We start from the raw sequence: 24,524 nt of genomic DNA, 5'->3' as shown, positions 1-24,524 counted from the left end.
TGTGTCAATAACAGCTTTAGATGGAAAACGTTTTGCCGAGATGGTGATTCAAGGTGCAAATCATTTGGCTGCAAATGCAAAAATGGTTGATGCTCTAAACGTTTTTCCCGTGCCCGATGGTGATACTGGAACAAACATGAATTTATCAATGACATCAGGGGCGAAAGAAGTAAAAAATAATGTTCAAGAACATATAGGTAAAGTTGGAGTAGCCCTTTCTAAAGGATTGCTGATGGGGGCTCGCGGAAATTCAGGAGTGATCCTTTCACAGTTGTTCCGTGGTTTTTCTAAGGCAGTAGAAATGAGAGCGCAAATTTCAGGGAATGATTTTGCCCATGCCCTTGAGGCTGGAGTAGAAACTGCGTATAAAGCAGTTATGAAACCTGTTGAAGGAACCATTTTAACTGTTGCAAAGGATTCAGCTAAAAAGGGCGTACAAGCTGCCCAGAATTCAAATGATATTATTGTAATTATGGAAGAAGTTTTACAAGAAGCAAAAGCTTCATTAAAGCGCACTCCTGATCTGCTTCCAGTGTTAAAGGAAGTCGGTGTTGTCGATAGTGGCGGACAAGGTCTTGTGTTTGTTTACGAAGGATTTCTTGCGGTCCTAAAAGGCGAAAAACTTCCCGATACACCTTCTGCATCTCTTTCTATGGATGAATTGGTTAATACTGAACACCACAAAAATGTCCAGGGACATATTAACACGGCGGATATTGAATTTGGATACTGCACCGAATTTATGGTTCGCTTTGAACAGGAAAAGACAGCCAAGCATCCTTTCAGTGAAGGGGTTTTCCGAAATGACCTCAGCAAATTAGGTGATTCTTTATTAGTCATAGCGGATGAAGACGTTGTAAAAGTCCATATACATTCCGAACAGCCTGGCGAAGTACTAAGCTACGGGCAAAAGTACGGAAATTTAATAAATATGAAGATTGAAAACATGCGTCAACAACATACCAATATTGTTGGTGAAACACATATTGCACCCGTTGCTGTACAACAGAAGCCGCCAAAAGAGCAGCAAGAATACGGAATTGTAGCGGTTTCCATGGGAGCAGGTATTGCAGATTTATTTAGAAGTATTGGCGCCCATGCCGTAATAGAAGGCGGGCAAACGATGAATCCAAGTACAGAGGATATCGTGAAAGCTGTTAAGGAAGTTAATGCTAAAAAGGTATTTATTTTACCTAATAATAAAAACATTATTATGGCAGCCCAGCAGGCAGCCGATGTGGCAGAAGAGGATATTTATGTCATACCATCCAAAACTGTCCCTCAAGGACTTTCGGCTCTTTTAGCATTTAATCCGTCAGCGGAACTTCACGCCAATGAGTCTGCAATGAATGATGCCCTAAAACACGTAAAGACTGGTCAAATAACCTTCGCTGTACGAGATACCCAGATTGATGGTTTAGAAATCGAGAAAGATGATTTTATGGGTATTGCTGAAGGGAAAATTGTGGTAAAGAACAAGAACAAAGGAAAAGTAGCTGAAGAATTACTTTCACAAATGCTCGCGGACGATTCAGAAATCTTGACTATCATTTATGGGGAAGACGTTAGCGAAGAAGAAGTAAATCAACTGACACAGTTTGTGGAAGAGACTTATGAAAATGTAGAAGTAGAAATCCATAACGGCGGGCAACCGTTGTATTCATTTATCTTTTCAATTGAATAATGAACCGCTAAAATAGAAGGGGAGTTCCCTTCTTTTTTTTGTAGCAATGTTGATTGGAGCGGAAATCAACAGGTATGTATAACACAGCCTGTTTGTAAAAAAGAAGTTAGAAAAAGTATATTAAAACAATATTAATAGATAAAACAGCGCTTAGTGGGGGAGTCGTGTTATAGTGAATCCACATCTTAATCAACCAATAACTGTCATTAAGGGAATTGGTGAAGAGACTGCTGAGATTTTTTCAGAAATGAAAATCTTTACGATACAAGATTTATTGGAATATTTTCCTTATCGTTATGAAGATTATCGCCTTCGTGAAATAACAGAGGTACAGCATGATGAGAAAGTAACAGTGGAAGGGAAGGTTCATAGCGAGCCTTCTCTTGTCTATTATGGAAGGAAGAAATCCAAACTAATGATCCGACTTTTCGTTGGTTCTCATTTAATCAAAGTAGTTTTTTTTAACCAACCCTATTTGAAAAATAAAATCATTATTAATGAAACGATAACGGTCACAGGGAAATGGGATGCCCATCGGCAAACGATCACTGCAAATGAAATGCAGTCAGGTACAAACGCCAAGACAAAGGATTTTGAGCCTGTATACTCATTAAGAGGGAAATTAACGACAAAGGGAATACGAAAATTTATCAGCATTGCTTTCCAGCAATATGGACATTTTATTGAAGAAACACTGCCAGCAACATTCTTAAAAAAGTATCGCCTTCTTGATAGACAGAGTGCGATTGAAGCAATGCACTTTCCGAGCAGCCAAGAGGATGTGAAACAGGCACGAAGGCGCATTGTTTATGAAGAATTTCTTATGTTTCAACTAAAAATGCAGGCCTTGAGGAAATTTGAACGGGAACATTCCCCAGGAATTTGCCAAAACTATAACGTTACTCAGGTAGAGGGTTTTATCAATAGTCTTCCATTTCCGTTAACAAATGCTCAAACACGGGTTGTCAATGAATTGTTAGCGGAACTAAAATCACCCCTGCGTATGAATCGATTGTTGCAAGGGGATGTTGGTTCGGGGAAAACTGTAGTGGCTGCAATTGGTTTATATGCCAGTGTAACAGCAGGTTACCAAGGTGCTCTAATGGTACCAACAGAAATTTTAGCAGAGCAGCATGCACAAAGCTTAAAAAGCATGCTAGAACCATTTGATGTCAGGTGCGAGCTTTTAACGAGTTCTATTAAGGGTAAACGGAGAAAGGAAATCCTTCATGAACTGGCAGAAGGGAACGTTGATCTATTAATTGGTACACACGCCCTCATACAGGATGAGGTCACCTTCAAAAGACTCGGTTTTGTTATTACCGATGAACAGCATCGATTTGGGGTCGAGCAGCGAAGAGTGCTCAGGGAAAAAGGCGAGAATCCTGACGTTTTGTTTATGACAGCGACACCGATTCCTCGAACGCTTGCAATCACTGTGTTTGGTGAAATGGATGTTTCCATTATTGACGAGATGCCAGCTGGCCGAAAATCAATTGAAACTTACTGGGCAAAGCCGGAAATGCTTGAGCGTGTACTTGCCTTTGTTGAAAAAGAATTACAAAAAGGACACCAAGCCTATGTAATTTGCCCGCTTATTGAAGAATCCGAAAAGCTTGATGTCCAAAACGCTATTGATGTATTTACTACTCTAAGTCACTACTTTCAAAACCGTTATAAAGCGGGCCTTATGCACGGGCGCTTAAGTTCGGAAGAAAAAGACTCCGTAATGAAGTCGTTTAGTACCAACGAAGTACAGGTGCTTGTCTCAACTACAGTTGTTGAGGTCGGTGTTAATGTACCAAATGCGACTATGATGGTTATTTATGATGCTGAAAGATTTGGCCTGTCTCAGCTTCACCAGCTGCGTGGACGTGTTGGACGTGGCAGCGATCAATCCTACTGTATTTTGCTTGCTAGTCCTAAATCAGAAGTGGGCCAAGAAAGAATGCGGATCATGACAGAAACAAACGATGGATTTGTTCTAAGTGAAAAGGATTTAGAACTCAGAGGTCCTGGCGACTTTTTTGGCAGAAAACAAAGCGGTGTTCCTGAATTTAAGGTTGCAGATATGGTTCATGATTATCGGGCACTAGAAACAGCGAGAAGTGATGCGATGATGCTTATCCAATCAAAAACCTTTTGGACAGCGGAAGAATATCAATTTTTAAGAAAAATGCTTGAAGAATCAGGTGTATTAGAAGGGGAAAAGCTTGATTAATAAAGTTTTTTTCCCTTTAAATGAATTCCAGAATAAAAAAAGCAGATGCTATGTATAAAAAACAAACTCTTGCAATCTGCTATTTCAAATTTTATACTACTATTAGTACCTAGTCATAAGATCTCGGACGGTGTAAAAATTCATGAGAAAAAGTAAAAAAGAGCGCCAGCAATTGTTAACCTCTACAATAAAAGATAATCCATTTATTACTGATGAAGATTTAGCAGAAAAATTCCAAGTAAGTGTACAAACAATCCGTCTTGATCGGTTAGAGTTATCAATCCCGGAATTAAGGGAACGAATTAAGACTGTTGCTGAAAAACGATTTGATGATGAGGTTCGCTCCCTTCCGCTTGAAGAAGTCATTGGTGAAATTATTCATATAGAATTGGATCAAAATGCCATTTCGATTTTTGATGTAAAAAAAGAACATGTGTTTATTCGTAATAACATTGCCCGTGGCCATCATGTTTTCGCACAGGCAAATTCCCTAGCAGTAGCCGTCATTAACGATGAATTGGCGTTGACAGCAAAGGCGAATATTCAATTTAAGCGTTTGGTAAAATTAAATGAGCGTGTCATAGCCAAGGCAAGAGTAACAAAAATCGATGGGAACTTAGGCAGAACAAGTGTCGAAGTGACAAGTTTTGTAAATAATGAACTTGTTTTTACCGGAGAATTTGAAATGTACCGTTCGAAAAATCGGTAAAGGATGAGGAAAAAAATGAACCTAGCAATTGATGCAATGGGCGGCGACAATGCTCCAAAGGAAATCGTTTTAGGCGCACTAAAAGCTGTACAAGCATTTTCTGATATACATATTACCCTTGTCGGGGATGAAAATAAAATTAAAGAAACGTTAACTGATCATGAACGGATTTCTGTTATACATACAACCGAAGTGATTCTCGGAACAGACGAGCCTGTAAAAGCAGTTCGCCGCAAAAAGAATGCTTCCATGGTACTAGCGGCCCAGCAGGTAGCAGATGGTTTGGCAGATGCGTGTATCTCTGCAGGAAATACAGGTGCCTTAGTCGCGGCAGGCCTTTTTGTGGTTGGCAGGGTAACTGGGATACACCGTCCGGCCTTAGCACCAACACTTCCGACCATTGGCGGTGAAGGCTTCCTTTTACTAGATGTCGGGGCCAATGCAGAGGCCAAACCAGAGCATCTATTGCAATATGCATTGATGGGTTCCATTTATAGTGCAAAAGTAAGAGGAATTACACAACCAAGAGTGGGTCTATTAAATATTGGCACAGAGGAAAAGAAAGGGAATGAACTTACCAAGCAGGCCTTTGAACTATTAAAAACGGCTAATATCAATTTTGTCGGTAATGTGGAAGCAAGAGATTTACTTGATGGTGCAGCTGACGTAGTTGTTACCGATGGATTTACGGGTAACATGGTGCTAAAGTCGATTGAAGGAACGGCACTCTCCATGTTTAAAATGTTAAAAACGGCTTTAATGAGCAGTTTTACAAGTAAACTAGCTGCCGCTATGTTAAAACCGAATCTTAAAACTTTAAAGAATACAATGGATTATTCCGAATATGGCGGTGCGGCACTGTTTGGTTTAAATGCACCTGTAATTAAGGCTCACGGATCTTCGAATGGGCAAGCTATTTTTAGCGCCATCCGGCAAACGAGGGAAATGGTAAGTAACGATGTTGTTGGATCAATTAAAATTTCAACAGAAGAAGCGAGTATTGCCAAAGTAGAACGGTAAAGGAGTATTGAAATGAAGAAAATAGCATTTGTGTTTCCAGGGCAAGGGTCACAAGCCGTAGGAATGGGGAAAGAGTTAGCAGAGAAACACTCCGAGGTAATGGATTATTTTAAGAGAGCAGATGAAAAGCTAAACACTCAACTGAGTAAACTTATATTTGAGGGACCAAAAGAAGAATTGACAATTACTTATAATACACAGCCAGCCCTTTTAACAACAAGTATTGCTATATTGGAATACTTCCAAAAATCTGGGATTAAAGCTGATTTTGTTGCTGGTCACAGTTTAGGTGAATATACGGCCCTTGTTGCAGCGGGCACCTTTACTTTCGAAGAAGGGGTGTATGCTGTTAGAAAACGAGGCGAGTTTATGGAAAGTGCTGTCCCTAATGGGGAAGGATCGATGGCGGCTGTGCTGGGTCTTGATCGCGCTCCGTTATCAAATGTGACGTCAGAAATCAGTGATTCTGGTTTTCCTGTGTCTTTAGCAAATTTAAACTGCCCAGGTCAGATTGTAATTTCAGGTTCGAAAAAAGGGGTAGAGCTTGCAGCCGTGAAAGCGAAAGAAGCAGGGGCAAAAAGAGTGCTTCCATTAGATGTAAGCGGTCCTTTTCATTCCGTGTTAATGAAGCCAGCAGCAGTTCAATTGCGTGAAGTATTGGACGAAATTGAAATGAGGGATGCTAGGATCCCAATCGTGGTAAACGTTTCTGCCGAACCAATCAGTTCTGCCTCAGTAATTAAGGATAAGTTAATTGAACAACTTTATTCCCCGGTACAATGGGAAGACTCCGTAAGAAAAATGATTGATTTGGGTGTCGATACTTTCATTGAAGTGGGTTCTGGGAAAGTTTTATCAGGCTTAATCAAAAAAATTGATAAAACAGTGTCAACGTATTCTGTATCGGACGAGGAAAGCGCACAAGCTGTAATAGATGCGTTAAAGGAGGAAAGACTATGAATCTTGAAGGAAAAGCAGCCCTTGTAACAGGTGCATCAAGAGGTATTGGCAGAGAAATCGCTCTTGAACTTGCACGACAAGGAGCAAATGTGGCGGTTAATTTTTCCGGCAGTGAAGCCAAAGCAAATGAGGTTGTTGATGAAATAAAGGCACTTGGGAGAGAGGCATTCGCTGTAAAATGTGATGTTTCAAACTCGGGAGAAGTTGCAGAAATGGTTAAGGGAACGATAGACCGCTTTGGGAAACTTGACATTCTCGTCAATAATGCGGGTATTACCAGAGATAATTTATTAATGAGAATGAAAGAAGAAGAATGGGACGACGTTATTAATATCAATCTTAAAGGTGTCTTCCTGTGTACAAAAGCAGTAACAAGACAAATGATGAAGCAACGGGTAGGACGCATCATTAATGTTGCATCAGTTGTTGGTGTCAGTGGGAATCCAGGACAGGCAAACTATGTGGCCGCTAAAGCTGGAGTCATTGGTTTAACAAAAACATCCGCTAAAGAGCTTGCTTCTCGCAATATTACCGTAAATGCAATTGCACCTGGTTTCATAACAACAGATATGACCGATAAATTACCTGAAGAAGTAAAAACAGAAATGTTAAAACAGATTCCTTTGGCAAGATTAGGAGAGCCTAAAGATATCGCTAAAATGACTGCATTCATAGCATCAGATGACTCATCCTATATAACCGGCCAAACACTTCATATTAATGGCGGCATGGTAATGTAGCAAGAAAAGCGGAAGCCGTTGGGCGCTGGAGCTAGACAGTAATAAAAGTTCAAAGCAATTTTAATAAAAACTTAGTGTATTATTTTGTTGAAATACTCTATAATAGCTTGAGGGGAGGTGAACAGGCATGGCAGAGGTATTAGAACGTGTAACAAAAATCATCGTTGACCGCTTAGGCGTGGATGAATCTCAAGTTAAACTTGAAGCTTCATTCAAAGATGATCTTGGAGCTGATTCCCTTGACGTAGTTGAACTAGTTATGGAATTAGAAGATGAGTTCGATATGGAAATTTCTGACGATGATGCTGAAAAAATTAGCACAGTTGGTGACGCTGTTAATTACATACAAAGCACAAAGTAATCGTTGGATTTATTCACAAAAGCTCCGTTTTCAAACGGAGCTTTATTCTGTAAAATAGAACTTGGCTTCCAACTGTGATGCCAAGTTTCTTTGCGTTTTGCTAAATACTTTTTTTAAACTTATACTTGAGTGGTGTGTAAATTATTTAATGCAAGGTGGAGACGTTTTATATGCGCAGAAATAATAATGAAAAAGATTTAAATAATCGCGCAAAAGAAAATCTATTTAAGGGTTTTCAAAATACGATTGGTATTACGATTGAAAACGAGAAATTATTAAAACAAGCTTTTACTCATTCATCTTATGTGAATGAGCATCGAAAAAAGCCTTTTGAAGATAATGAGAGGCTTGAGTTTTTAGGAGATGCCGTTCTTGAGTTAACTGTTTCACAATTCCTATACAAAAAATATCCTACGATGACAGAGGGAGAATTAACGAAACTTCGGGCTGCAATTGTTTGCGAGCCATCTCTTGTATCATTTGCCAACGAACTGAATTTCGGAAAATTAGTTTTGTTGGGTAAAGGGGAAGAGATGACAGGTGGAAGAGAGCGTCCCGCCTTACTAGCAGATGTTTTTGAGGCGTTCATTGGAGCTCTTTATTTAGACCAAGGAATTGAAACAGTCATTAAATTTCTCGAGAAAATAGTTTTTCCTAAAATTAATGCCGGTGCTTTTTCTCATGTGATGGATTATAAAAGCCAGCTACAGGAACTCATTCAACGGGATGGGACAGGCGCTATTGAATATCGCGTCCTTCAAGAAATTGGGCCTGCCCATAATAAAGAATTTGTATCGAAAGTTTCGTTGAATGGCAAGGAATTAGGTGTAGGTACGGGAAAATCAAAGAAGGAAGCCGAACAACATGCCGCCCAAATGGCTCTCGACATATTAAGGGAAAAAACAACTTAGAAATGACAAAATGTTTGCAAGTAGTCCAGCTTGCCTGCATGGGGAGGATTAAGAAATGTTTTTAAAACGGTTGGACATTATTGGATTTAAGTCCTTCGCTGATCGCATTGGAGTTGATTTTGTTCCAGGAGTAACGGCTGTGGTAGGTCCAAATGGCAGTGGGAAAAGTAATATTACCGACGCTATTCGTTGGGTATTGGGTGAACAGTCGGCCAAATCGCTTAGAGGCAGTAAAATGGAAGATATTATTTTTGGGGGAAGCGATACCAGAAAACCCCTAAATTTTGCTGAAGTAACCTTAACCTTGGATAATCAGGATCAAGGCGTGTCACTTGATTATAACGAAGTAAGTGTCACAAGGAGAGTATCCCGTTCAGGTGACAGTGAATTCTTGATAAATAAGCAACAGTGTCGACTTAAAGATATTATCGACTTATTCATGGATTCTGGGCTGGGAAGAGAAGCATTTTCGATTATCAGCCAAGGAAAAGTGGAAGAAATCTTAAATAGTAAAGCAGAAGAACGAAGAACCATATTTGATGAGGCAGCTGGAGTACTTAAGTATAAACATCGAAAGAAAAAAGCAGAAGTAAAACTGTTTGAAACACAAGACAACTTAAACCGTGTAAATGATATTTTACACGAACTTGAAAGCCAAGTAGAACCATTAAAAATTCAGGCCTCAATGGCAAAAGATTTTCTGGAGAAGAAAGAGGAACTTGAAAAATTTGAAGTTGCCTTAACAGTGTATGAAATTGAAGATCTTCATCAAAAATGGGAGGGCCTTTCCAAGCTGTTGAACGAACATCAGGAGGAAGAACTTAAAATCTCTTCTGAATTGCAAGTAAAGGAAGCAAAAATAGTTGAAAAAAGAGATCAAATGACAGCATTTGATGAGTCTATCACCGACCTACAGAATGTTCTTCTTCATGCTACAGAGGAGTTAGAAAAACTGGAAGGCCGAAAAGAAGTCTTAAAGGAACGAAAGAAAAATGCTTCACAAAATAAAGAACAGCTTCAAACGAACATTTCGGAACTAACGGAAAAGATTAGCCAGCTAGAAATGAATCGCGACATCCTTTCAATGACTGCCGAGGATCTTGGTAAGCAGGTTACCCAATTACAAGCTCAATTAAAGGGAAAACAGGCGAAACTGCAGTTATTTACCGAAAATATTGAAGATAAAATAGAGAGTTTAAAAAGTGAATATATCGAATGGCTAAACGATCAAGCGGGCGCAAAAAATGAAATAAAATACATTGAACAGCAACTGGAACAGCAGGACAGAAGAAGTTCACGACTTGATGTTGAGAATGACAAGTTTATTGAAGAACGGCAAATTGCAAAGGATAAAAAAGCAACTATCCAATCAGCATTAGACGAAGTACAACAAAAAATAGAAGATCAAGTAGGAGCTTTTCGAGAAAAGCAGCATAAGCTTGAAACCACAAGAAATAATTATCAAAAACAAGAAAAGACACTCTATCAGGCTTACCAAATTCTCCAACAGGCAAAGTCCAGAAAAGAAATGCTCGAAGAAATGGAAGAAGATTATTCAGGCTTTTTTCAGGGAGTAAAAGAAATCCTTAAAGCACGTGGGAAAAACCTAAAGGGAATTGAGGGAGCCGTTGCCGAGCTTGTGACTGTTCCGAAACAGTATGAAACTGCCTTAGAAACAGCTTTTGGCGGGGCTTTGCAGCATATCGTCGTTGATAATGAACAAAATGGGCGGACAGCAATTCAATATTTGAAACAGAATTCTTTTGGCCGTGCAACCTTCTTACCATTAAGTGTCATTAAGGGAAGACCGTTGTCTTTCGCGCAAATAGCTTCCATCCAAAATCATTCATCCTTTATTGGAACAGCCGTAAGTCTTGTTAAATTTGATCAAAAGTACTCGGAGGTTATGAGTAGTCTGCTTGGGAATGTTGTCATTACAAAAGACTTAAAAGGCGCCAATGAATTAGCGAAAATTCTTCAATACCGCTGCCGAATGGTAACGATTGATGGTGATATCGTTAATCCTGGCGGTTCAATGACAGGTGGTGCTATTAAACAAAAAAACTCATCCTTATTAACTCGTAAAGGAGAACTTGAGGAATTAAAAGAGAAATTAGTTGTGATGGATGACAAAACCACCTATCTAGAACAACTTGTAAAGTCATTAAAAGAAGACGTTCATCGTACAGAAAAACAACTTGAAGAAATGCGCAAAGATGGCGAAGAGTTGAGATTAAATGAACTTTCATTGAAGGGTGACCTTCGCCAAGCAGAGCTCGAAGAAAAAAATATCAATGAACGTTTAGCTATTTATGACCTTGAAAAAGGGCAATTTTCTGATGAGAAAACAACCTTAACAAATAGAAAAAAAGAATTAGCCATTGCAATGGAGACATACAAAACAACGATAGATAAGCTTGAGGCGCAAATAGCGAAGCTTACCGAACAAAAGTCGAGTGATTTGACCTCGAAAGAGACTCTAACTATTGAAATAAATGATTTAAAAGTAGCGTTTGCTTCTAAAAATGAACAGTATATGAGCACAAAAGAACGGTTGACACTTCTGCAAGCAGATTTAGAAGAGAGTGAACAAAAGAATGCTCTTTATACAGAAGATCTTAATCTGTTAAGTTCGGAAATGACAAACAGTTCATCAGGTGAAGAACAGTTAGAAACAGCTGCAATTAGAAAACAACAGGATAAAGAAGCAGCATTACAGTTAATTACGGTTAGAAGAGAAGAACGATTGTCCTTAAAGTCGGCCTTAGAAGACTTAGAATTGGAAGTTAAAGAACTAAAAAGACTCCACCGAGGAATGATTGTTGTTTTAAAAGACGAGGAAGTAAAAATCAACCGCTTGGATGTCGATCTTGAAAACCGTTTTGCACGGTTAAGAGAAGAATATCTTTTATCGTTTGAAGGTGCGAAGGTACAATATCCATTAACGATATCGATTGAAGAAGCGAGAAAAAAGGTCAAACTTATCAAACTGGCCATTGAAGAACTTGGTAATGTCAACATTGGTGCGATTGAAGAGTATGAGCGTGTCTCAGAACGGTATGAGTTCCTTAATGAACAGAAGAACGATCTCCAGGAAGCTAAAGAAACCCTTTATATGGTTATTGACGAAATGGATTTAGAAATGAAGAAACGCTTTGAACAGACCTTTAATGGAATTCGTGAACATTTTGAGCCGGTTTTTAGAACCCTTTTTGGTGGTGGGAGAGCCGACCTCGTTCTAACTGTCCCAGGTGATTTGTTAAATACAGGTGTCGAAATTGTTGCGCAGCCACCAGGTAAAAAACTGCAAAATTTAGGTTTATTATCAGGTGGTGAACGTGCATTAACTGCGATTGCGCTTCTTTTTTCTATTTTAAAGGTACGGCCTGTTCCGTTCTGTATCCTTGATGAGGTAGAAGCAGCATTGGATGAAGCCAATGTCCAACGCTTCAGCCAATATTTAAAACGATATAGTAAGGAGACGCAATTTATTGTAATTACTCACCGCAAAGGAACAATGGAGGAAGCAGATGTGCTTTACGGGGTAACTATGCAAGAATCAGGTGTTTCAAAGCTTGTATCTGTTCGCTTAGAGGAAACAAAAGAGCTTGTTGAATCTTAAAATTAGGAAGTGAAAAAAATGAGTTTTTTTAAAAAATTAAAAGAAAAAATCACAAAATCCACGGATACGGTGACAGAGAAGTTTAAGGAAGGTCTTACAAAAACAAGGGATAATTTCTCAGGAAAAGTTAACGACCTTGTTGCTAGGTACCGTAAAGTAGATGAAGACTTTTTTGAAGAATTAGAAGAAATCATGATCCAGGCTGATGTAGGCTTTGATACAGTGATGAAACTGATTGAAGAGTTGAAAATGGAAGTTAAACGCCGGAACATCCAAGACCCACAGGAAGTACAAAGTGTAATATCCGAGAAGTTGGTTGATATCTACAATGCGGGTGAAGAACAATCCTCAAAATTAAATATTCAAGAGGACGGGCTGACAGTCATTCTATTTGTTGGAGTTAATGGGGTTGGAAAAACAACAACAATCGGTAAGCTTGGGTTCAAGTTTAAGAAAGAAGGAAAGAAAGTACTATTAGCAGCAGGAGATACTTTCCGAGCTGGTGCAATTGAACAACTTGAAGTCTGGGGAGAAAGAGTCGGCGTCGATGTTATTAAGCAATCGGAAGGGTCGGACCCTGCCGCGGTTATGTACGATGCCATACAGGCAGCTAAATCTCGGAAAACAGATATTTTGTTATGTGATACTGCTGGCCGCTTGCAAAACAAAGTAAATTTAATGAAGGAGCTTGAAAAGGTAAAACGTGTGATAGAAAAAGAAATTCCCGGGGCCCCTCATGAAGTAATTTTAGTGCTTGACGCAACAACTGGTCAAAATGCCCTGATCCAGGCAAAAACCTTTAAAGAAGTGACAAATGTTAGTGGAATTGTTCTTTCAAAATTAGACGGAACGGCAAAAGGTGGAATCGTCCTTGCCATCCGCAATGAATTAAAAATTCCTGTGAAATTTGTTGGTCTTGGCGAAAAAATGGATGATCTTCAAGAATTTGATGCGGAAAAATATGTGTATGGTTTATTTGCAGATGAAGTGGAAAAAGCAGATTAATGTATGTAAAGGTATTATCTTGACAGATAATCTCTGACCTTGTAAACTACTTATGTAAAGGCTTTTCACTTAACATGCGCATTGGAGGGGATTGCATGCTTGAAAAGACGACACGAATGAACTATCTTTATGACTTTTACCATTCGTTGTTAACCCCAAAGCAGCAAAGCTATATGTCTCTCTATTATCTAGATGATTACTCTTTAGGAGAAATAGCCGAAGAGTATGATGTAAGCCGCCAAGCCGTTTATGATAATATCAAGCGGACGGAGGCAATGCTCGAGGAGTATGAGGAAAAGCTGCTATTATTTCAGAAATTTCAAGGGCGCAGCAAACTTTTAAGAAATGTAAAAGAATTGCTCAATGAGGATCACCCTTCAAAGCAGGCAATGTTAGAAGCTGTTGCCGAGTTGGAGAATTTAGATTAGGAGGCGGCATGAATGGCATTTGAAGGATTAGCCGACCGACTGCAAAATACAATTCAAAAAATCCGCGGAAAAGGGAAAGTTTCAGAAGCGGATGTAAAAGAAATGATGCGTGAAGTACGTCTAGCTTTACTAGAAGCAGACGTAAATTTCAAGGTTGTTAAAGATTTTGTGAAAAAGGTCAGTGAACGTGCCGTTGGGCAGGAAGTACTGAAAAGCTTAACACCTGGACAGCAAATTATTAAAATCGTTAATGAAGAATTGACGGAATTAATGGGTGGAGAACAAAGCAAAATCGCCGTGTCTAATCGTCCGCCAACGGTCATTATGATGGTCGGGTTACAGGGTGCTGGTAAAACAACAACATCCGGAAAGCTTGCCAACTTGCTTCGCAAAAAGTATAACCGTAAGCCATTGCTTGTTGCTGCAGATATTTATCGGCCTGCTGCGATCCAGCAACTTGAAACGCTAGGAAAGCAATTAGACATGCCAGTTTTCTCACTTGGTGATCAAGTAAGCCCTGTCGAAATTGCAAGGCAAGCCATTGCGAAAGCAAAAGAAGAGCATCATGACTATGTCCTTATTGATACCGCCGGCCGACTTCATGTTGATGAAGCATTAATGGGTGAGTTAAAGGACATTAAGGAACTGACTAAACCTGATGAAATCTTCCTAGTCGTTGATGCCATGACAGGTCAAGACGCAGTCAATGTGGCCCAAAGCTTTAACGAACAGCTCGGATTAACTGGGGTTGTGTTAACAAAGCTGGATGGTGATACCAGAGGCGGGGCGGCACTTTCAATCCGGGCAGTAACGCAAACACCAATTAAATTTGTCGGTCTAGGCGAGAAGTTAGATGCACTTGAACCTTTTCACCCTGAACGTATGGCATCTAGAATCCTTGGTATGGGTGACGTGCTGACTTTGATTGAGAAGGCACAAGCCAATGTTGATGAAGAAAAGGCTAAAGAGTTGGAACAAAAAATGCGGACAGCTACGTTTACGCTTGAGGATTTTTTGGATCAGCTTGGTCAGGTTCGTAATTTAGGACCGCTTGATGAACTATTAAAGATGATGCCTGGTGCAAATAAGATTAAAGGGTTAAATAATCTTCAAATTGATGAAAAGCAAATTGCTCATGTTGAGGCAATCATCCGTTCAATGACGACTCTTGAAAAAAATAATCCAGAAATCTTGAACGCCAAACGAAAAAACCGAATTGCTAAAGGCAGCGGTCGTTCTGTAACTGAAGTAAACCGTTTGTTGAAACAGTTTGAAGATATGAAAAAAATGATGAAACAAATGACTGGAATGCAGGCAAAAGGTAAGAAAAAAGGTGGATTTAAACTTCCTTTCAAGCCGTTTTAAGCTGTAGAAAATTGGTAATACTGTATGTAAAGAAAAAACACTTTACAAACTATAAAAGAATTGATATTATACTATCTTGTGTGAAACTATTCGGAGGTGCTTATTTAAAATGGCAGTAAAAATTCGTTTAAAACGTATGGGAGCAAACAAAACTCCTTTCTATCGTATCGTAGTAGCAGATTCTCGTTCACCACGTGATGGACGTTACATTGAGGTTGTAGGAACTTACAATCCAGTTGCGCAACCAGCTAAAGTTGACATCAACGAAGAATTAGCTCTTAAATGGTTACAAGACGGTGCTAAACCATCTGATACAGTACGTAACCTTTTTTCTAATCAAGGCATCATGGAAAAATTCCATAATGCAAAATTAAGTAAGTAACTCAGGGACGACGATGAAGCAATTAGTCGAAACGATTGTTAAGCCCCTAGTTGATTTTCCAGAAGACGTTCGTGTGGATGTCGTGGAAGACGACAACCGTGTAACCTATCAGTTATTTGTTAATAAAACAGATATGGGAAAAGTTATCGGTAAGCAGGGGCGCGTTGCAAAGGCCATTAGAACTGTTGTTTATGCAGCAGGATCATCACAACAAAAGAAAATTTTTCTAGAAATTGGTGAATAGCTTTTTGCATCTAGATAAAAGGGAGGAATTATTTCCTCCCTTTTTTGCTATAAGAAAAGCGGAGCCGCTGGGCGCTGGAGCTAGACAGTTCTCAAAGTTCAATGAACGAGGGAGGCATTTCCTTGCAAATCATTCAAACTGTTGTGGTAAAACAAATTCTAACGGAAAATAGTAAGAAAAGATTATTTGACCAATACGAGGCACAAAAGCTGCAGTACCAAAGGGAGATTAGTCAGCTTCAATTTGAGCTGAAGCGTTTGGAAAAAACCAAGGGATATTCCCCTGGAGCGTTAAAGAATCATTTTGAAAAAGAAATCAATAAACGTTTGGAAAAAGAAAAGCTTATTGAGTTTCAAATCGAACAATTACATATGCTGCCATTAGGCAGTGAGTTAAAGGAAAAGGAAGTACAAGCCCTCGTTGAAATTAAGATAGGTGACATATGGGACGGGCGGATTGGGCAACCTACAATTATCATAAAAGACGGAATAATAGAAGATATTCGCTAGAGGTGTAAAGATATGGAAAAATGGTTTAATGTCGGAAAAATTGTAAACACACAGGGGCTAAAGGGTGAAGTCCGAGTTATATCAAAGACTGACTTCCCTGAGAAACGCTATAAGGCAGGAAATGTATTATATTTGTTTATGCCTAATTCTAGTTCGCCGATTGAACTAACAGTTAAAAGCCGCCGAACCCATAAAAATTTTGAATTACTAACATTTGAAGGTTATAACAATATCAATGAAGTAGAAAAATTTAGGGATGGAATTCTAAAAGTACCTGAAACACAGCTTGGTACATTAAATGAGGATGAATTTTATTACCATGAGATTATTGGATGCCTTGTTGCTACAACAAAAGGCGAGGAGCTTGGAAAAGTTTCTGAAATTCTATCTCCTGGTGCCAATGACGTTTGGGTGGTTAAAGATAAAGGCGGCAAAGAAATACTAATCCCTTATATCCATGATGTGGTCAAGAAAGTAGATGTGAAAGAAAAAGTCATACTAATCGATCCAATCGAAGGGTTACTTTCATGATGCAAATAGATATTCTCACCTTATTTCCGGAGATGTTTACCGGGGTACTGGGACAATCGATTTTGCAAAAGGCTGCTGAGAAATCTGCGGTCAACTATAACGTCGTCAATTTTCGCGGGTTTGCTGATAATAAACATTCAACTGTTGATGATTATCCTTACGGCGGCGGAGCTGGTATGGTATTAAAACCGCAGCCCATTTTTGATGCTGTAACAGCCCTCAAGGAAAAAGCAAAAAGTACGAATCCACGGGTGATTCTTCTTTGTCCGCAGGGTGAGCGATATGAGCAGCGGAAAGCGGAGGAATTGGCAAAGGAAGACCATTTGATTTTTATCTGTGGGCATTACGAGGGTTATGACGAACGAATTCGTGAACATGTAGTAACAGATGAAATCTCAATTGGTGATTATGTCTTAACTGGCGGTGAACTTGGTGCGATGGTTATCGTTGATAGTGTAGTCCGACTCTTACCAGAAGTGCTGGGAAATCAAGAATCTCATATGAAGGACTCTTTCAGCACAGGACTGCTTGAGCATCCTCACTACACAAGACCTGCTGATTTCCGGGGACTAAAGGTTCCAGAAGTTCTATTATCAGGTAATCATAAATTAATAGAAGAATGGCGTAATAAAGAAGCGTTACGGCGAACAATATTAAGACGTCCAGACCTACTTGAGAAAATAGAATTGACTAATGAACAGGAAAAATGGCTTAAAGAAGTAAAAAAAGAATACGAGTAGTATTGCGCGAGTTTAGCAATTATGGTATGATACTACTTGTGACTTGAGCTGATACGAATCAGATTGTGGTCTTATAACGATGTTCCGCTGCAATATAATTAAGAGTTTGATGTGCATGAGCGTCTGTTGGAAGGAGTTGAAAACGATGCAAAAATTGATTGAAGAAATCACAAAAGAACAACTTCGTACTGATCTTCCTGCTTTCCGTCCTGGTGACACTGTACGTGTACACGTTAAAGTTGTCGAGGGTACTCGTGAGCGTATTCAGTTATTTGAAGGTGTTGTAATTAAGCGTCGTGGTGGTGGAATTAGCGAAACTTTTACAGTTCGTAAAATTTCTTACGGAGTAGGCGTTGAGCGTACTTTCCCAGTACACACACCAAAAATTGCGAAGCTAGAAGTACTTCGTCGCGGTAAAGTTCGCCGTGCTAAGCTTTACTACTTGCGTAACCTTCGTGGTAAAAAAGCAAGAATTAAAGAGATTCGATAATATGAAAAGAAAAAGAGCTTGCTCGGGAGCAGGCTCTTTTTTTTATATTATCGATTTGATGCCCTTGTAATATTAAATTATGAGTTTATAAATTGGTGCTGATTTTTTAACAAATTATTAAAGTTTGATTAAAAATATGATCCCATCGTGTTAAAATTATTGAAGTTATGTAAAATAAATTTATAAAACATTTTTTTACGTAGAATGGCGGGGATTGTTATGACAAAAAAGAAAAATGAACTCTGGGAATGGACAAAGGCCCTTTTGATTGCTGTCATATTAGCTGCAGTTATCCGGTACTTCCTTTTTGCTCCAATCGTTGTCGATGGTTTATCGATGATGCCGACATTGAAGGATCAGGATCGAATGATTGTAAATAAGTTTAGTTATAATATTGGTGAGCCAAAGCGATTTGATATCATTGTCTTTCATGCACCAGAACAAAAGGATTACATAAAGCGCGTGATTGGATTGCCTGGCGACACAATTGAGTATAAAGATGATACATTATATGTTAATGGAAAAGCGTATAAAGAGCCATATTTGGATAAATATAAAAAAGAAGTAGAGGATGGGCCGTTAACAGATCCATTTACCTTGGAAGAAAAAATAGGACGAAAAACAGTTCCGGAAGGTGAATTGTTTGTTATGGGTGACAATCGCCGCTTTAGTAAAGATAGTCGGCATATTGGGACCATTTCCTATGATAAAATTATCGGTAAAACCAGTTTCGTTTACTGGCCTTTAAATGATGCACATATCGTAACAGTGAAATAGAGTTTGGGAGGTGGCCAGCTATGACGATCCAATGGTTTCCAGGCCATATGGCTAAGGCTCGCAGAGAGGTCACGGAAAAGTTAAAATTAGTAGATATTATTTTTGAATTAGTGGATGCGAGGATTCCTTATTCCTCGAGAAATCCGATGATAGATGAAATCATTCAGCATAAGCCAAGGCTTGTCTTATTAAATAAGGCTGACATGGCGGATAAAGAAGCAACAAGGGAATGGATTGAGTTTTTTGCGAATAAAGGTATTAAAGCACTCGCAATAAATTCTCATGCGGGAGAAGGCATGAGAGACATTGCCAACGCTTCAAAGGAAATATTGAAGGAAAAGTTTGACCGTTTAAGAGCTAGAGGTGTCAACAATCCAAGAGCGATCCGAGCGATGATAGTTGGAATTCCTAACGCTGGTAAATCGACGTTAATCAATCGATTGGCAAAGAAAAATATCGCTAAAACAGGAAATACGCCTGGTGTAACAAAGGCCCAACAATGGATTAAAGTGGGGAAGGAAATGGAACTGCTTGATACCCCGGGGATATTATGGCCAAAATTTGAAGACCAAGAAGTCGGCAAAAAACTTGCCGTTACAGGCGCAATCAAAGATACGTTATTAAATCTCCAGGATCTTACTGTCTATACCCTAAAGTATTTAGAACGAGCATATCCAGATCGTTTAAAAGAACGGTACAATCTTGATACCCTTCCTGAGGATGTTGTAGAGATGTTTGACAAAATAGGAGTACTGCGTGGATGTCTTATGGCTGGTGGTATCGTTGATTATGATAAGGTTTCAGAATTGGTCATCAAGGAAATTAGGTCAGAAAAGTTTGGTCGGATTACATTTGAACGACCTGCAGATTTTATTGTTGAATAAAGAATAAGGTCTTAATCGAGCTCTCCAATTGGGGAGCCTATTTTTTTGTCATCAATCCTTATTGATTTTCAATTTTTAATGAAAATTCAATTATTACAATTTTTTTGTAGCTATTAAAATTTTATTTTAAAGTCAGGAAATCTATGATACAATCTTGATTGTTGATGTAATTGAAAAACGACATACCTAATTAATTTTATGCTTTTGTAATCGTTTTCAGTTATGGGAGGGGAAAATATTGAAGGACAGTAATAAACCTGTTTTTAATTTAGCTTTTCGAACGGCTGATATGCTAGTGAAAATGTTTGGCAGCCGCTGTGAGGTTGCGGTTCATGATTTTAGTGATTTGAAAAAGTCATTAGTTTATTTAGCGGGTAACGTAACAGGAAGAAAAATCGGCTCGCCTATAACAGATTTAGTCTTAACAGAACTAGCTAAGCCCTATTCTGAAGTACATGATATTCCCAACTATAAAACACAATCAAGTAAAGGTAATATTTTGAAATCTTCAACGGTTTTTTTGCGTGACCATGAGCAAAAGGTGATAGGTGCCCTATGTATGAATTACGATATTTCTCTGTTGATGCAAGTTGGAGGGGAATTAGAAGAGTTCATTAGCTATGATTTGGAACATACCAAATCTGAAAATTTTTATTCTACTGTCCAAGATGTCATTCAGAATATGGTGGATCAAGTCATTCATGAATTTAAAAAAGCTCCAGGGTTATTGAGCCTTGACGAAAAGGTTGAATGTGTTCGTGGATTAGAAGAAAAAGGGGCTTTCTTGATAAAAGGTTCGACAGAGTACTTGGCTAGCGTATTGGGTGTGTCAAAGTTTACAATCTACAATTATCTTCAAAAAATCCGAACACACAATGATTACCAAATTGATGAGACTTTAAAAATAAGGGAAAAACGGTAATACACATCAAAGTAATAGGAGCTCCAGGGTTCGATTATTTTTAAAAAATACCCAATTAAAACAATTAAGGAATTACAAGAAATAAATGTTGTAGAAAAAAGCAGCCAAATAGTAAATTTTACTATTTATCAACTAGAGGTAAAAGGAGCGTTTTAAATGAAATATCGATCCGCGTTTGATATTATCGGCCCGGTTATGATTGGCCCGTCAAGCTCTCATACAGCAGGTGCAGCACGAATTGGCAGGGTGGCAAGGACCTTGTTCGGAAAATTACCAAAGAAAGCCATTATCTCATTGTATGGTTCATTTGCAAAAACATATAAGGGACACGGAACGGACTTTGCAATTGTCGCAGGTCTATTAGATTTTGATACTTGTGATGAACGATTGCCTAAATCTTTGGAAATAGCAAATGAAAATGGATTAGAAATAGTATTTCAAACTGAAGAGGCAGTGGTGGATCATCCCAATACTGTCAAAATTAATCTATATGATGAGGCAAACGAGCTTGAAATGGTGGGGATTTCTATTGGCGGCGGAACCATTGAAATTACAGAATTAAATTCTTTCCCGTTAAAGCTGTCGGGCGAACATCCCGCTATTTTGGTTGTTCATCAAGATCGATTTGGTATCATTTCTGCAGTAACCAATGTTTTATCAACCTATGAAATTAATATCGGCCATATGGAGGTTTCGAGGTTAGAAAAAGGTGAAATGGCTTTAATGGTAATTGAAGTCGACCAGAGAATTGAGGATATAGTTATTGAGGAATTAAAGAATCTTTCAAATGTAACACAAATCATTCGCATGGTTGTTTAGTGATAAATTTGTCACCCATCAGGAGGAATATTCATGTTTCGAAATGTTGCAGAACTAGTACAACTTGCAGAAAGCAATCAAGTAAAAATAGCTGAAATAATGATTCGTCAAGAAATAGAAGTTTCAGGTCTTAGTAGAGAAGAAGTAATCGGAAAAATGGATAAAAATTTAACAATCATGGAACAAGCAGTGGAAAGAGGTCTAAATGGTGTGCATTCCCATACAGGCCTAACCGGTGGAGACGCTGTGCTGCTCCAAAACTATATTAAAAGCGGCAAGGCACTTGGCGGGAACATTTTATTAGATGCCGTCAGTAAAGCGGTGGCAACCAATGAAGTAAATGCCGCAATGGGCGTAATCTGTGCAACGCCAACTGCTGGTTCAGCAGGCGTTGTACCTGGTACATTATTTGCAGTAAAAGAAAAGTTAAATCCAACTAGAGAAGAAATGATAGAGTTTTTATTTACCTCAGCAGCGTTCGGTTTCGTTGTCGCTAATAATGCCTCCATTTCTGGTGCGGCAGGCGGGTGTCAAGCAGAGGTAGGCTCAGCAAGTGGAATGGCCGCCGCTGCAATTGTAGAACTTGCTGGCGGTTCACCAAAGCAGGCTGCAGAGGCGATGGCAATTACTTTGAAGAATATGCTGGGATTGGTATGTGACCCTGTAGCAGGCCTTGTTGAAGTTCCTTGTGTGAAACGAAATGCAATGGGCGCATCCAATGCCATTACTGCAGCCGATATGGCACTAGCTGGCATTACAAGCAGAATACCCTGTGATGAGGTCATTCATGCGATGTTCTTAATTGGCCAATCCATGCCATCTTCCTTAAGGGAAACTGCAGAGGGTGGACTTGCAGCAACTCCGACAGGAAGAAGACTTGAACAAGAAATTTTTGGTACGAACAAAACATTTAAACTTAAAGACTTTGTTTTAGCCTAAGAAAAGAGAACAGCACCCAATTTATCTGGAATATTGGGTGTTATTTTTATTGTTTTTACAAATTTGACAAGGTATTATTACAACGGGTGATAAAATGAAACAATTAACAATCGCAGAAATTGAACGACAATTGGAAAATATATCAGTAGAAACTGATCCGTTCTTGTTGGGTATTCTTCAAGATGAGCGGAAGGGTGTCCAACAGCTGGTACATAGATGGAGTAAGAAATTTGCGGAGAATCATCGACTAAAAGAAAAGTTTGTTGAAATGAATGTCTATGAGCATAAATGGCGCAAAAGAGGATATGAAAAGATTGCCGGTATCGATGAAGTGGGTAGAGGGCCGCTTGCAGGTCCGGTGGTTGCAGCAGCTGTCATTTTGCCAAAAGACTTTTACTTAGCAGGGATAGACGACTCTAAGAAGCTCTCTGAAAAAAAACGCTTGGAATTCGATTCGATTATTAGAAAAGAAGCGATTGCCTTCAGTATTGCAATGATCCATGCCAAGGAAATAGATGAAATTAATATTTATGAAGCTACAAAAAAAGCGATGAAAGCTGCCATCTCATCCTTAGATCCAAAGCCGGATTTATTGCTAATTGACGCAATGAAGCTGGAAACCCCCTTTACCTCTGAGTCTATTATTAAGGGTGATTCAAAAAGTATCTCTATCGCCGCCGCTTCGATTATAGCGAAAGTAGCAAGAGATGATTTGATGAAGGAAATTTCACAGACCTATCCAGTCTATGGATTTCAACAGAACATGGGCTACGGAACAAAGGAACATATCGAAGCCATCCAAAAACACGGAATAACCTCTTATCACAGAAAAAGTTTCGCACCAATAAAGGATTTTGTTTAATTATAAAACACAATAATAAAAAACAGGCACTGCTTGTTTTTTATTATTGTAGAAAACAAATTATACCAAACAAGGTGTAGATTCCCTTGGTTTATCCAAAACAAACGATTGATTATTCTGAATTTTTTAAAGACGTATATAATTTTTTAGCATAATGGTAGACAAGGTAACTGTCATTATATAAAATGAAAACGGAGTCAGTTTTTAGAAGAGTTTGAATAGGAGGATGGGAAATGAATATCCATGAGTATCAAGGGAAAGAGATCCTCAGAAAATACGGGGTAGCAGTTCCGAATGGGAAAGTAGCATTCACTGTAGAAGAAGCAGTGGAAGCAGCAAAAGAACTAGGCACACAGGTTTGTGTGGTAAAAGCACAAATCCATGCTGGCGGACGGGGGAAAGCCGGTGGTGTTAAAGTTGCGAAAAACCTTGATGAGGTTCGTACATATGCAAGCGAAATCCTCGGCAAAACACTTGTAACACACCAAACAGGTCCTGAAGGAAAAGAAGTCAAGCGCCTGCTTATTGAAGAAGGCTGTGACATCAAAAAAGAATATTATGTTGGTTTAGTATTAGACCGCGCTACTTCACGTGTTGTCCTAATGGCATCTGAAGAAGGCGGAACGGAAATCGAAGAGGTTGCTGAAAAGACTCCAGAGAAAATTTTTAAAGAAGAAATTGATCCAGTCGTCGGATTACAGCCATTCCAAGCTCGCCGAATTGCGTTCAATATTAATATTCCAAAAGAATTAATTAATCAAGCTGTAAAATTTATGACGGCTCTTTATAGTGCCTATATCGAGAAAGATTGCTCGATTGCGGAAATCAACCCGCTCGTTGTTACAGGTGACGGTAAGGTAATGGCACTTGATGCAAAATTGAACTTTGACTCAAATGCCCTATATCGTCAGAAAGATGTACTTGAGTACCGTGACCTTGAAGAAGAGGATGCAAAGGAAATTGAAGCATCTAAATATGATTTAAGCTATGTTGCTTTAGATGGAAACATTGGCTGTATGGTTAATGGCGCAGGACTTGCCATGTCAACGATGGATATAATTAAACATTACGGCGGCGATCCCGCAAACTTCCTTGATGTTGGGGGCGGCGCGACAGCTGAAAAGGTTACAGAGGCATTTAAAATTATCCTTTCTGATCCAAACGTAAAAGGTATTTTCGTCAATATCTTTGGTGGAATCATGAAGTGTGATGTTATTGCTGAGGGTGTAGTAGAAGCAGCTAAGCAGGTTGGACTTAGTGTTCCACTTGTTGTTCGCTTAGAGGGAACAAATGTTGACTTAGGTAAGAAAATCCTATCAGAGTCAAGTGTAGACATTATTGCTGCTGAATCCATGGCTGACGGCGCACAAAAAATCGTTTCATTAGTGAAATAGGATCG

At 39.0% G+C, this 24,524-nt stretch carries 25 protein-coding genes; all 25 read left to right on the top strand.

Annotated features, from left to right (window positions below; all coding sequences use genetic code 11):
- The first annotated feature begins 1 nt into the window (after window position 1).
- A complete protein-coding gene (locus tag COE25_RS13680; RefSeq protein ID WP_088086350.1) occupies window positions 2-1,684 on the top strand; it encodes a DAK2 domain-containing protein in 1,683 nt (560 codons plus the stop codon).
- A 172-nt stretch (window positions 1,685-1,856) separates the two neighbouring features.
- On the top strand, window positions 1,857-3,905 hold the full coding sequence (gene recG, locus COE25_RS13675) for an ATP-dependent DNA helicase RecG (protein ID WP_098933022.1): 2,049 nt from the start codon (window positions 1,857-1,859) through the stop codon (window positions 3,903-3,905).
- A 142-nt stretch (window positions 3,906-4,047) separates the two neighbouring features.
- Entirely contained in the window at window positions 4,048-4,614 is a 567-nt protein-coding gene (gene fapR, locus COE25_RS13670) for a transcription factor FapR (protein WP_088086352.1), read from the top strand.
- A 15-nt stretch (window positions 4,615-4,629) separates the two neighbouring features.
- On the top strand, window positions 4,630-5,634 hold the full coding sequence (gene plsX, locus COE25_RS13665) for a phosphate acyltransferase PlsX (RefSeq protein WP_098933021.1): 1,005 nt from the start codon (window positions 4,630-4,632) through the stop codon (window positions 5,632-5,634).
- A gap of 12 nt (window positions 5,635-5,646) precedes the next feature.
- The gene (fabD, locus tag COE25_RS13660) at window positions 5,647-6,594 is read left to right on the top strand and encodes an ACP S-malonyltransferase (RefSeq protein WP_098933020.1); all 948 of its coding nucleotides are present in this window, start codon (window positions 5,647-5,649) and stop codon (window positions 6,592-6,594) included.
- Window positions 6,591-7,334, top strand: a complete 744-nt coding sequence (gene fabG / locus COE25_RS13655) for a 3-oxoacyl-[acyl-carrier-protein] reductase (protein WP_098933019.1) — start codon at window positions 6,591-6,593, stop codon at window positions 7,332-7,334. Before fabD ends, fabG begins: the two co-directional genes overlap by 4 nt.
- 127 nt (window positions 7,335-7,461) lie before the next feature.
- Window positions 7,462-7,695 (top strand): acyl carrier protein, encoded by a 234-nt coding sequence (acpP, locus tag COE25_RS13650; protein WP_026566432.1) that lies wholly within the window; start codon window positions 7,462-7,464, stop codon window positions 7,693-7,695.
- A 170-nt stretch (window positions 7,696-7,865) separates the two neighbouring features.
- On the top strand, window positions 7,866-8,606 hold the full coding sequence (gene rnc, locus COE25_RS13645) for a ribonuclease III (protein WP_098933018.1): 741 nt from the start codon (window positions 7,866-7,868) through the stop codon (window positions 8,604-8,606).
- 55 nt (window positions 8,607-8,661) lie between these two features.
- Complete coding sequence (gene smc / locus COE25_RS13640; protein ID WP_098933017.1) at window positions 8,662-12,228, top strand: chromosome segregation protein SMC; 3,567 nt, start codon at window positions 8,662-8,664, stop codon at window positions 12,226-12,228.
- A gap of 18 nt (window positions 12,229-12,246) precedes the next feature.
- Window positions 12,247-13,233, top strand: coding sequence for a signal recognition particle-docking protein FtsY (gene ftsY / locus COE25_RS13635; RefSeq protein ID WP_098933016.1), 987 nt, complete (start codon window positions 12,247-12,249; stop codon window positions 13,231-13,233).
- Window positions 13,234-13,328: 95 nt separating this feature from the next.
- Window positions 13,329-13,661, top strand: a complete 333-nt coding sequence (locus tag COE25_RS13630) for a putative DNA-binding protein (protein WP_088086359.1) — start codon at window positions 13,329-13,331, stop codon at window positions 13,659-13,661.
- 12 nt (window positions 13,662-13,673) lie between these two features.
- A complete protein-coding gene (gene ffh / locus COE25_RS13625; protein ID WP_098933015.1) occupies window positions 13,674-15,026 on the top strand; it encodes a signal recognition particle protein in 1,353 nt (450 codons plus the stop codon).
- Window positions 15,027-15,135: 109 nt separating this feature from the next.
- On the top strand, window positions 15,136-15,408 hold the full coding sequence (gene rpsP / locus COE25_RS13620) for a 30S ribosomal protein S16 (protein ID WP_088086361.1): 273 nt from the start codon (window positions 15,136-15,138) through the stop codon (window positions 15,406-15,408).
- Window positions 15,409-15,421: 13 nt separating this feature from the next.
- Entirely contained in the window at window positions 15,422-15,652 is a 231-nt protein-coding gene (locus COE25_RS13615) for a KH domain-containing protein (RefSeq protein ID WP_088086362.1), read from the top strand.
- 122 nt (window positions 15,653-15,774) lie between these two features.
- Window positions 15,775-16,161, top strand: coding sequence for a YlqD family protein (locus COE25_RS13610; RefSeq protein WP_088086363.1), 387 nt, complete (start codon window positions 15,775-15,777; stop codon window positions 16,159-16,161).
- A gap of 12 nt (window positions 16,162-16,173) precedes the next feature.
- A complete protein-coding gene (rimM, locus tag COE25_RS13605) occupies window positions 16,174-16,692 on the top strand; it encodes a ribosome maturation factor RimM (protein WP_098933014.1) in 519 nt (172 codons plus the stop codon).
- On the top strand, window positions 16,692-17,432 hold the full coding sequence (gene trmD / locus COE25_RS13600; RefSeq protein WP_180247508.1) for a tRNA (guanosine(37)-N1)-methyltransferase TrmD: 741 nt from the start codon (window positions 16,692-16,694) through the stop codon (window positions 17,430-17,432). Before rimM ends, trmD begins: the two co-directional genes overlap by 1 nt.
- A 145-nt stretch (window positions 17,433-17,577) precedes the next feature.
- Entirely contained in the window at window positions 17,578-17,922 is a 345-nt protein-coding gene (gene rplS, locus COE25_RS13595) for a 50S ribosomal protein L19 (RefSeq protein ID WP_026566443.1), read from the top strand.
- A gap of 219 nt (window positions 17,923-18,141) precedes the next feature.
- Window positions 18,142-18,699, top strand: coding sequence for a signal peptidase I (gene lepB, locus COE25_RS13590; RefSeq protein WP_088086366.1), 558 nt, complete (start codon window positions 18,142-18,144; stop codon window positions 18,697-18,699).
- 20 nt (window positions 18,700-18,719) lie between these two features.
- Window positions 18,720-19,583: a ribosome biogenesis GTPase YlqF gene (gene ylqF, locus COE25_RS13585; protein ID WP_088086367.1), complete on the top strand. Its 864-nt coding sequence runs from the start codon at window positions 18,720-18,722 to the stop codon at window positions 19,581-19,583.
- A gap of 238 nt (window positions 19,584-19,821) precedes the next feature.
- The gene (locus tag COE25_RS13580; protein WP_256942295.1) at window positions 19,822-20,505 is read left to right on the top strand and encodes a helix-turn-helix transcriptional regulator; all 684 of its coding nucleotides are present in this window, start codon (window positions 19,822-19,824) and stop codon (window positions 20,503-20,505) included.
- 156 nt (window positions 20,506-20,661) lie between these two features.
- Window positions 20,662-21,324 carry an L-serine ammonia-lyase, iron-sulfur-dependent subunit beta gene (gene sdaAB / locus COE25_RS13575; RefSeq protein WP_098933012.1) on the top strand — a complete coding sequence of 221 codons (663 nt, stop codon included), beginning with the start codon at window positions 20,662-20,664 and terminating at the stop codon, window positions 21,322-21,324.
- Window positions 21,325-21,357: 33 nt separating this feature from the next.
- Complete coding sequence (sdaAA, locus tag COE25_RS13570) at window positions 21,358-22,263, top strand: L-serine ammonia-lyase, iron-sulfur-dependent, subunit alpha (RefSeq protein ID WP_088086369.1); 906 nt, start codon at window positions 21,358-21,360, stop codon at window positions 22,261-22,263.
- Window positions 22,264-22,357: 94 nt separating this feature from the next.
- The gene (locus COE25_RS13565) at window positions 22,358-23,125 is read left to right on the top strand and encodes a ribonuclease HII (protein WP_088086370.1); all 768 of its coding nucleotides are present in this window, start codon (window positions 22,358-22,360) and stop codon (window positions 23,123-23,125) included.
- Window positions 23,126-23,358: 233 nt separating this feature from the next.
- On the top strand, window positions 23,359-24,519 hold the full coding sequence (gene sucC / locus COE25_RS13560; RefSeq protein WP_088086371.1) for an ADP-forming succinate--CoA ligase subunit beta: 1,161 nt from the start codon (window positions 23,359-23,361) through the stop codon (window positions 24,517-24,519).
- Window positions 24,520-24,524 lie beyond the last annotated feature (5 nt).

The sequence above is a fragment of the Bacillus sp. AFS031507 genome, assembly GCF_002584635.1.
In the GTDB taxonomy this organism is placed as follows: domain Bacteria; phylum Bacillota; class Bacilli; order Bacillales; family Cytobacillaceae; genus Neobacillus.
Note: the sequence above shows the minus strand (reverse complement) of the source record. Positions and strands in the feature narration are given on the sequence as shown.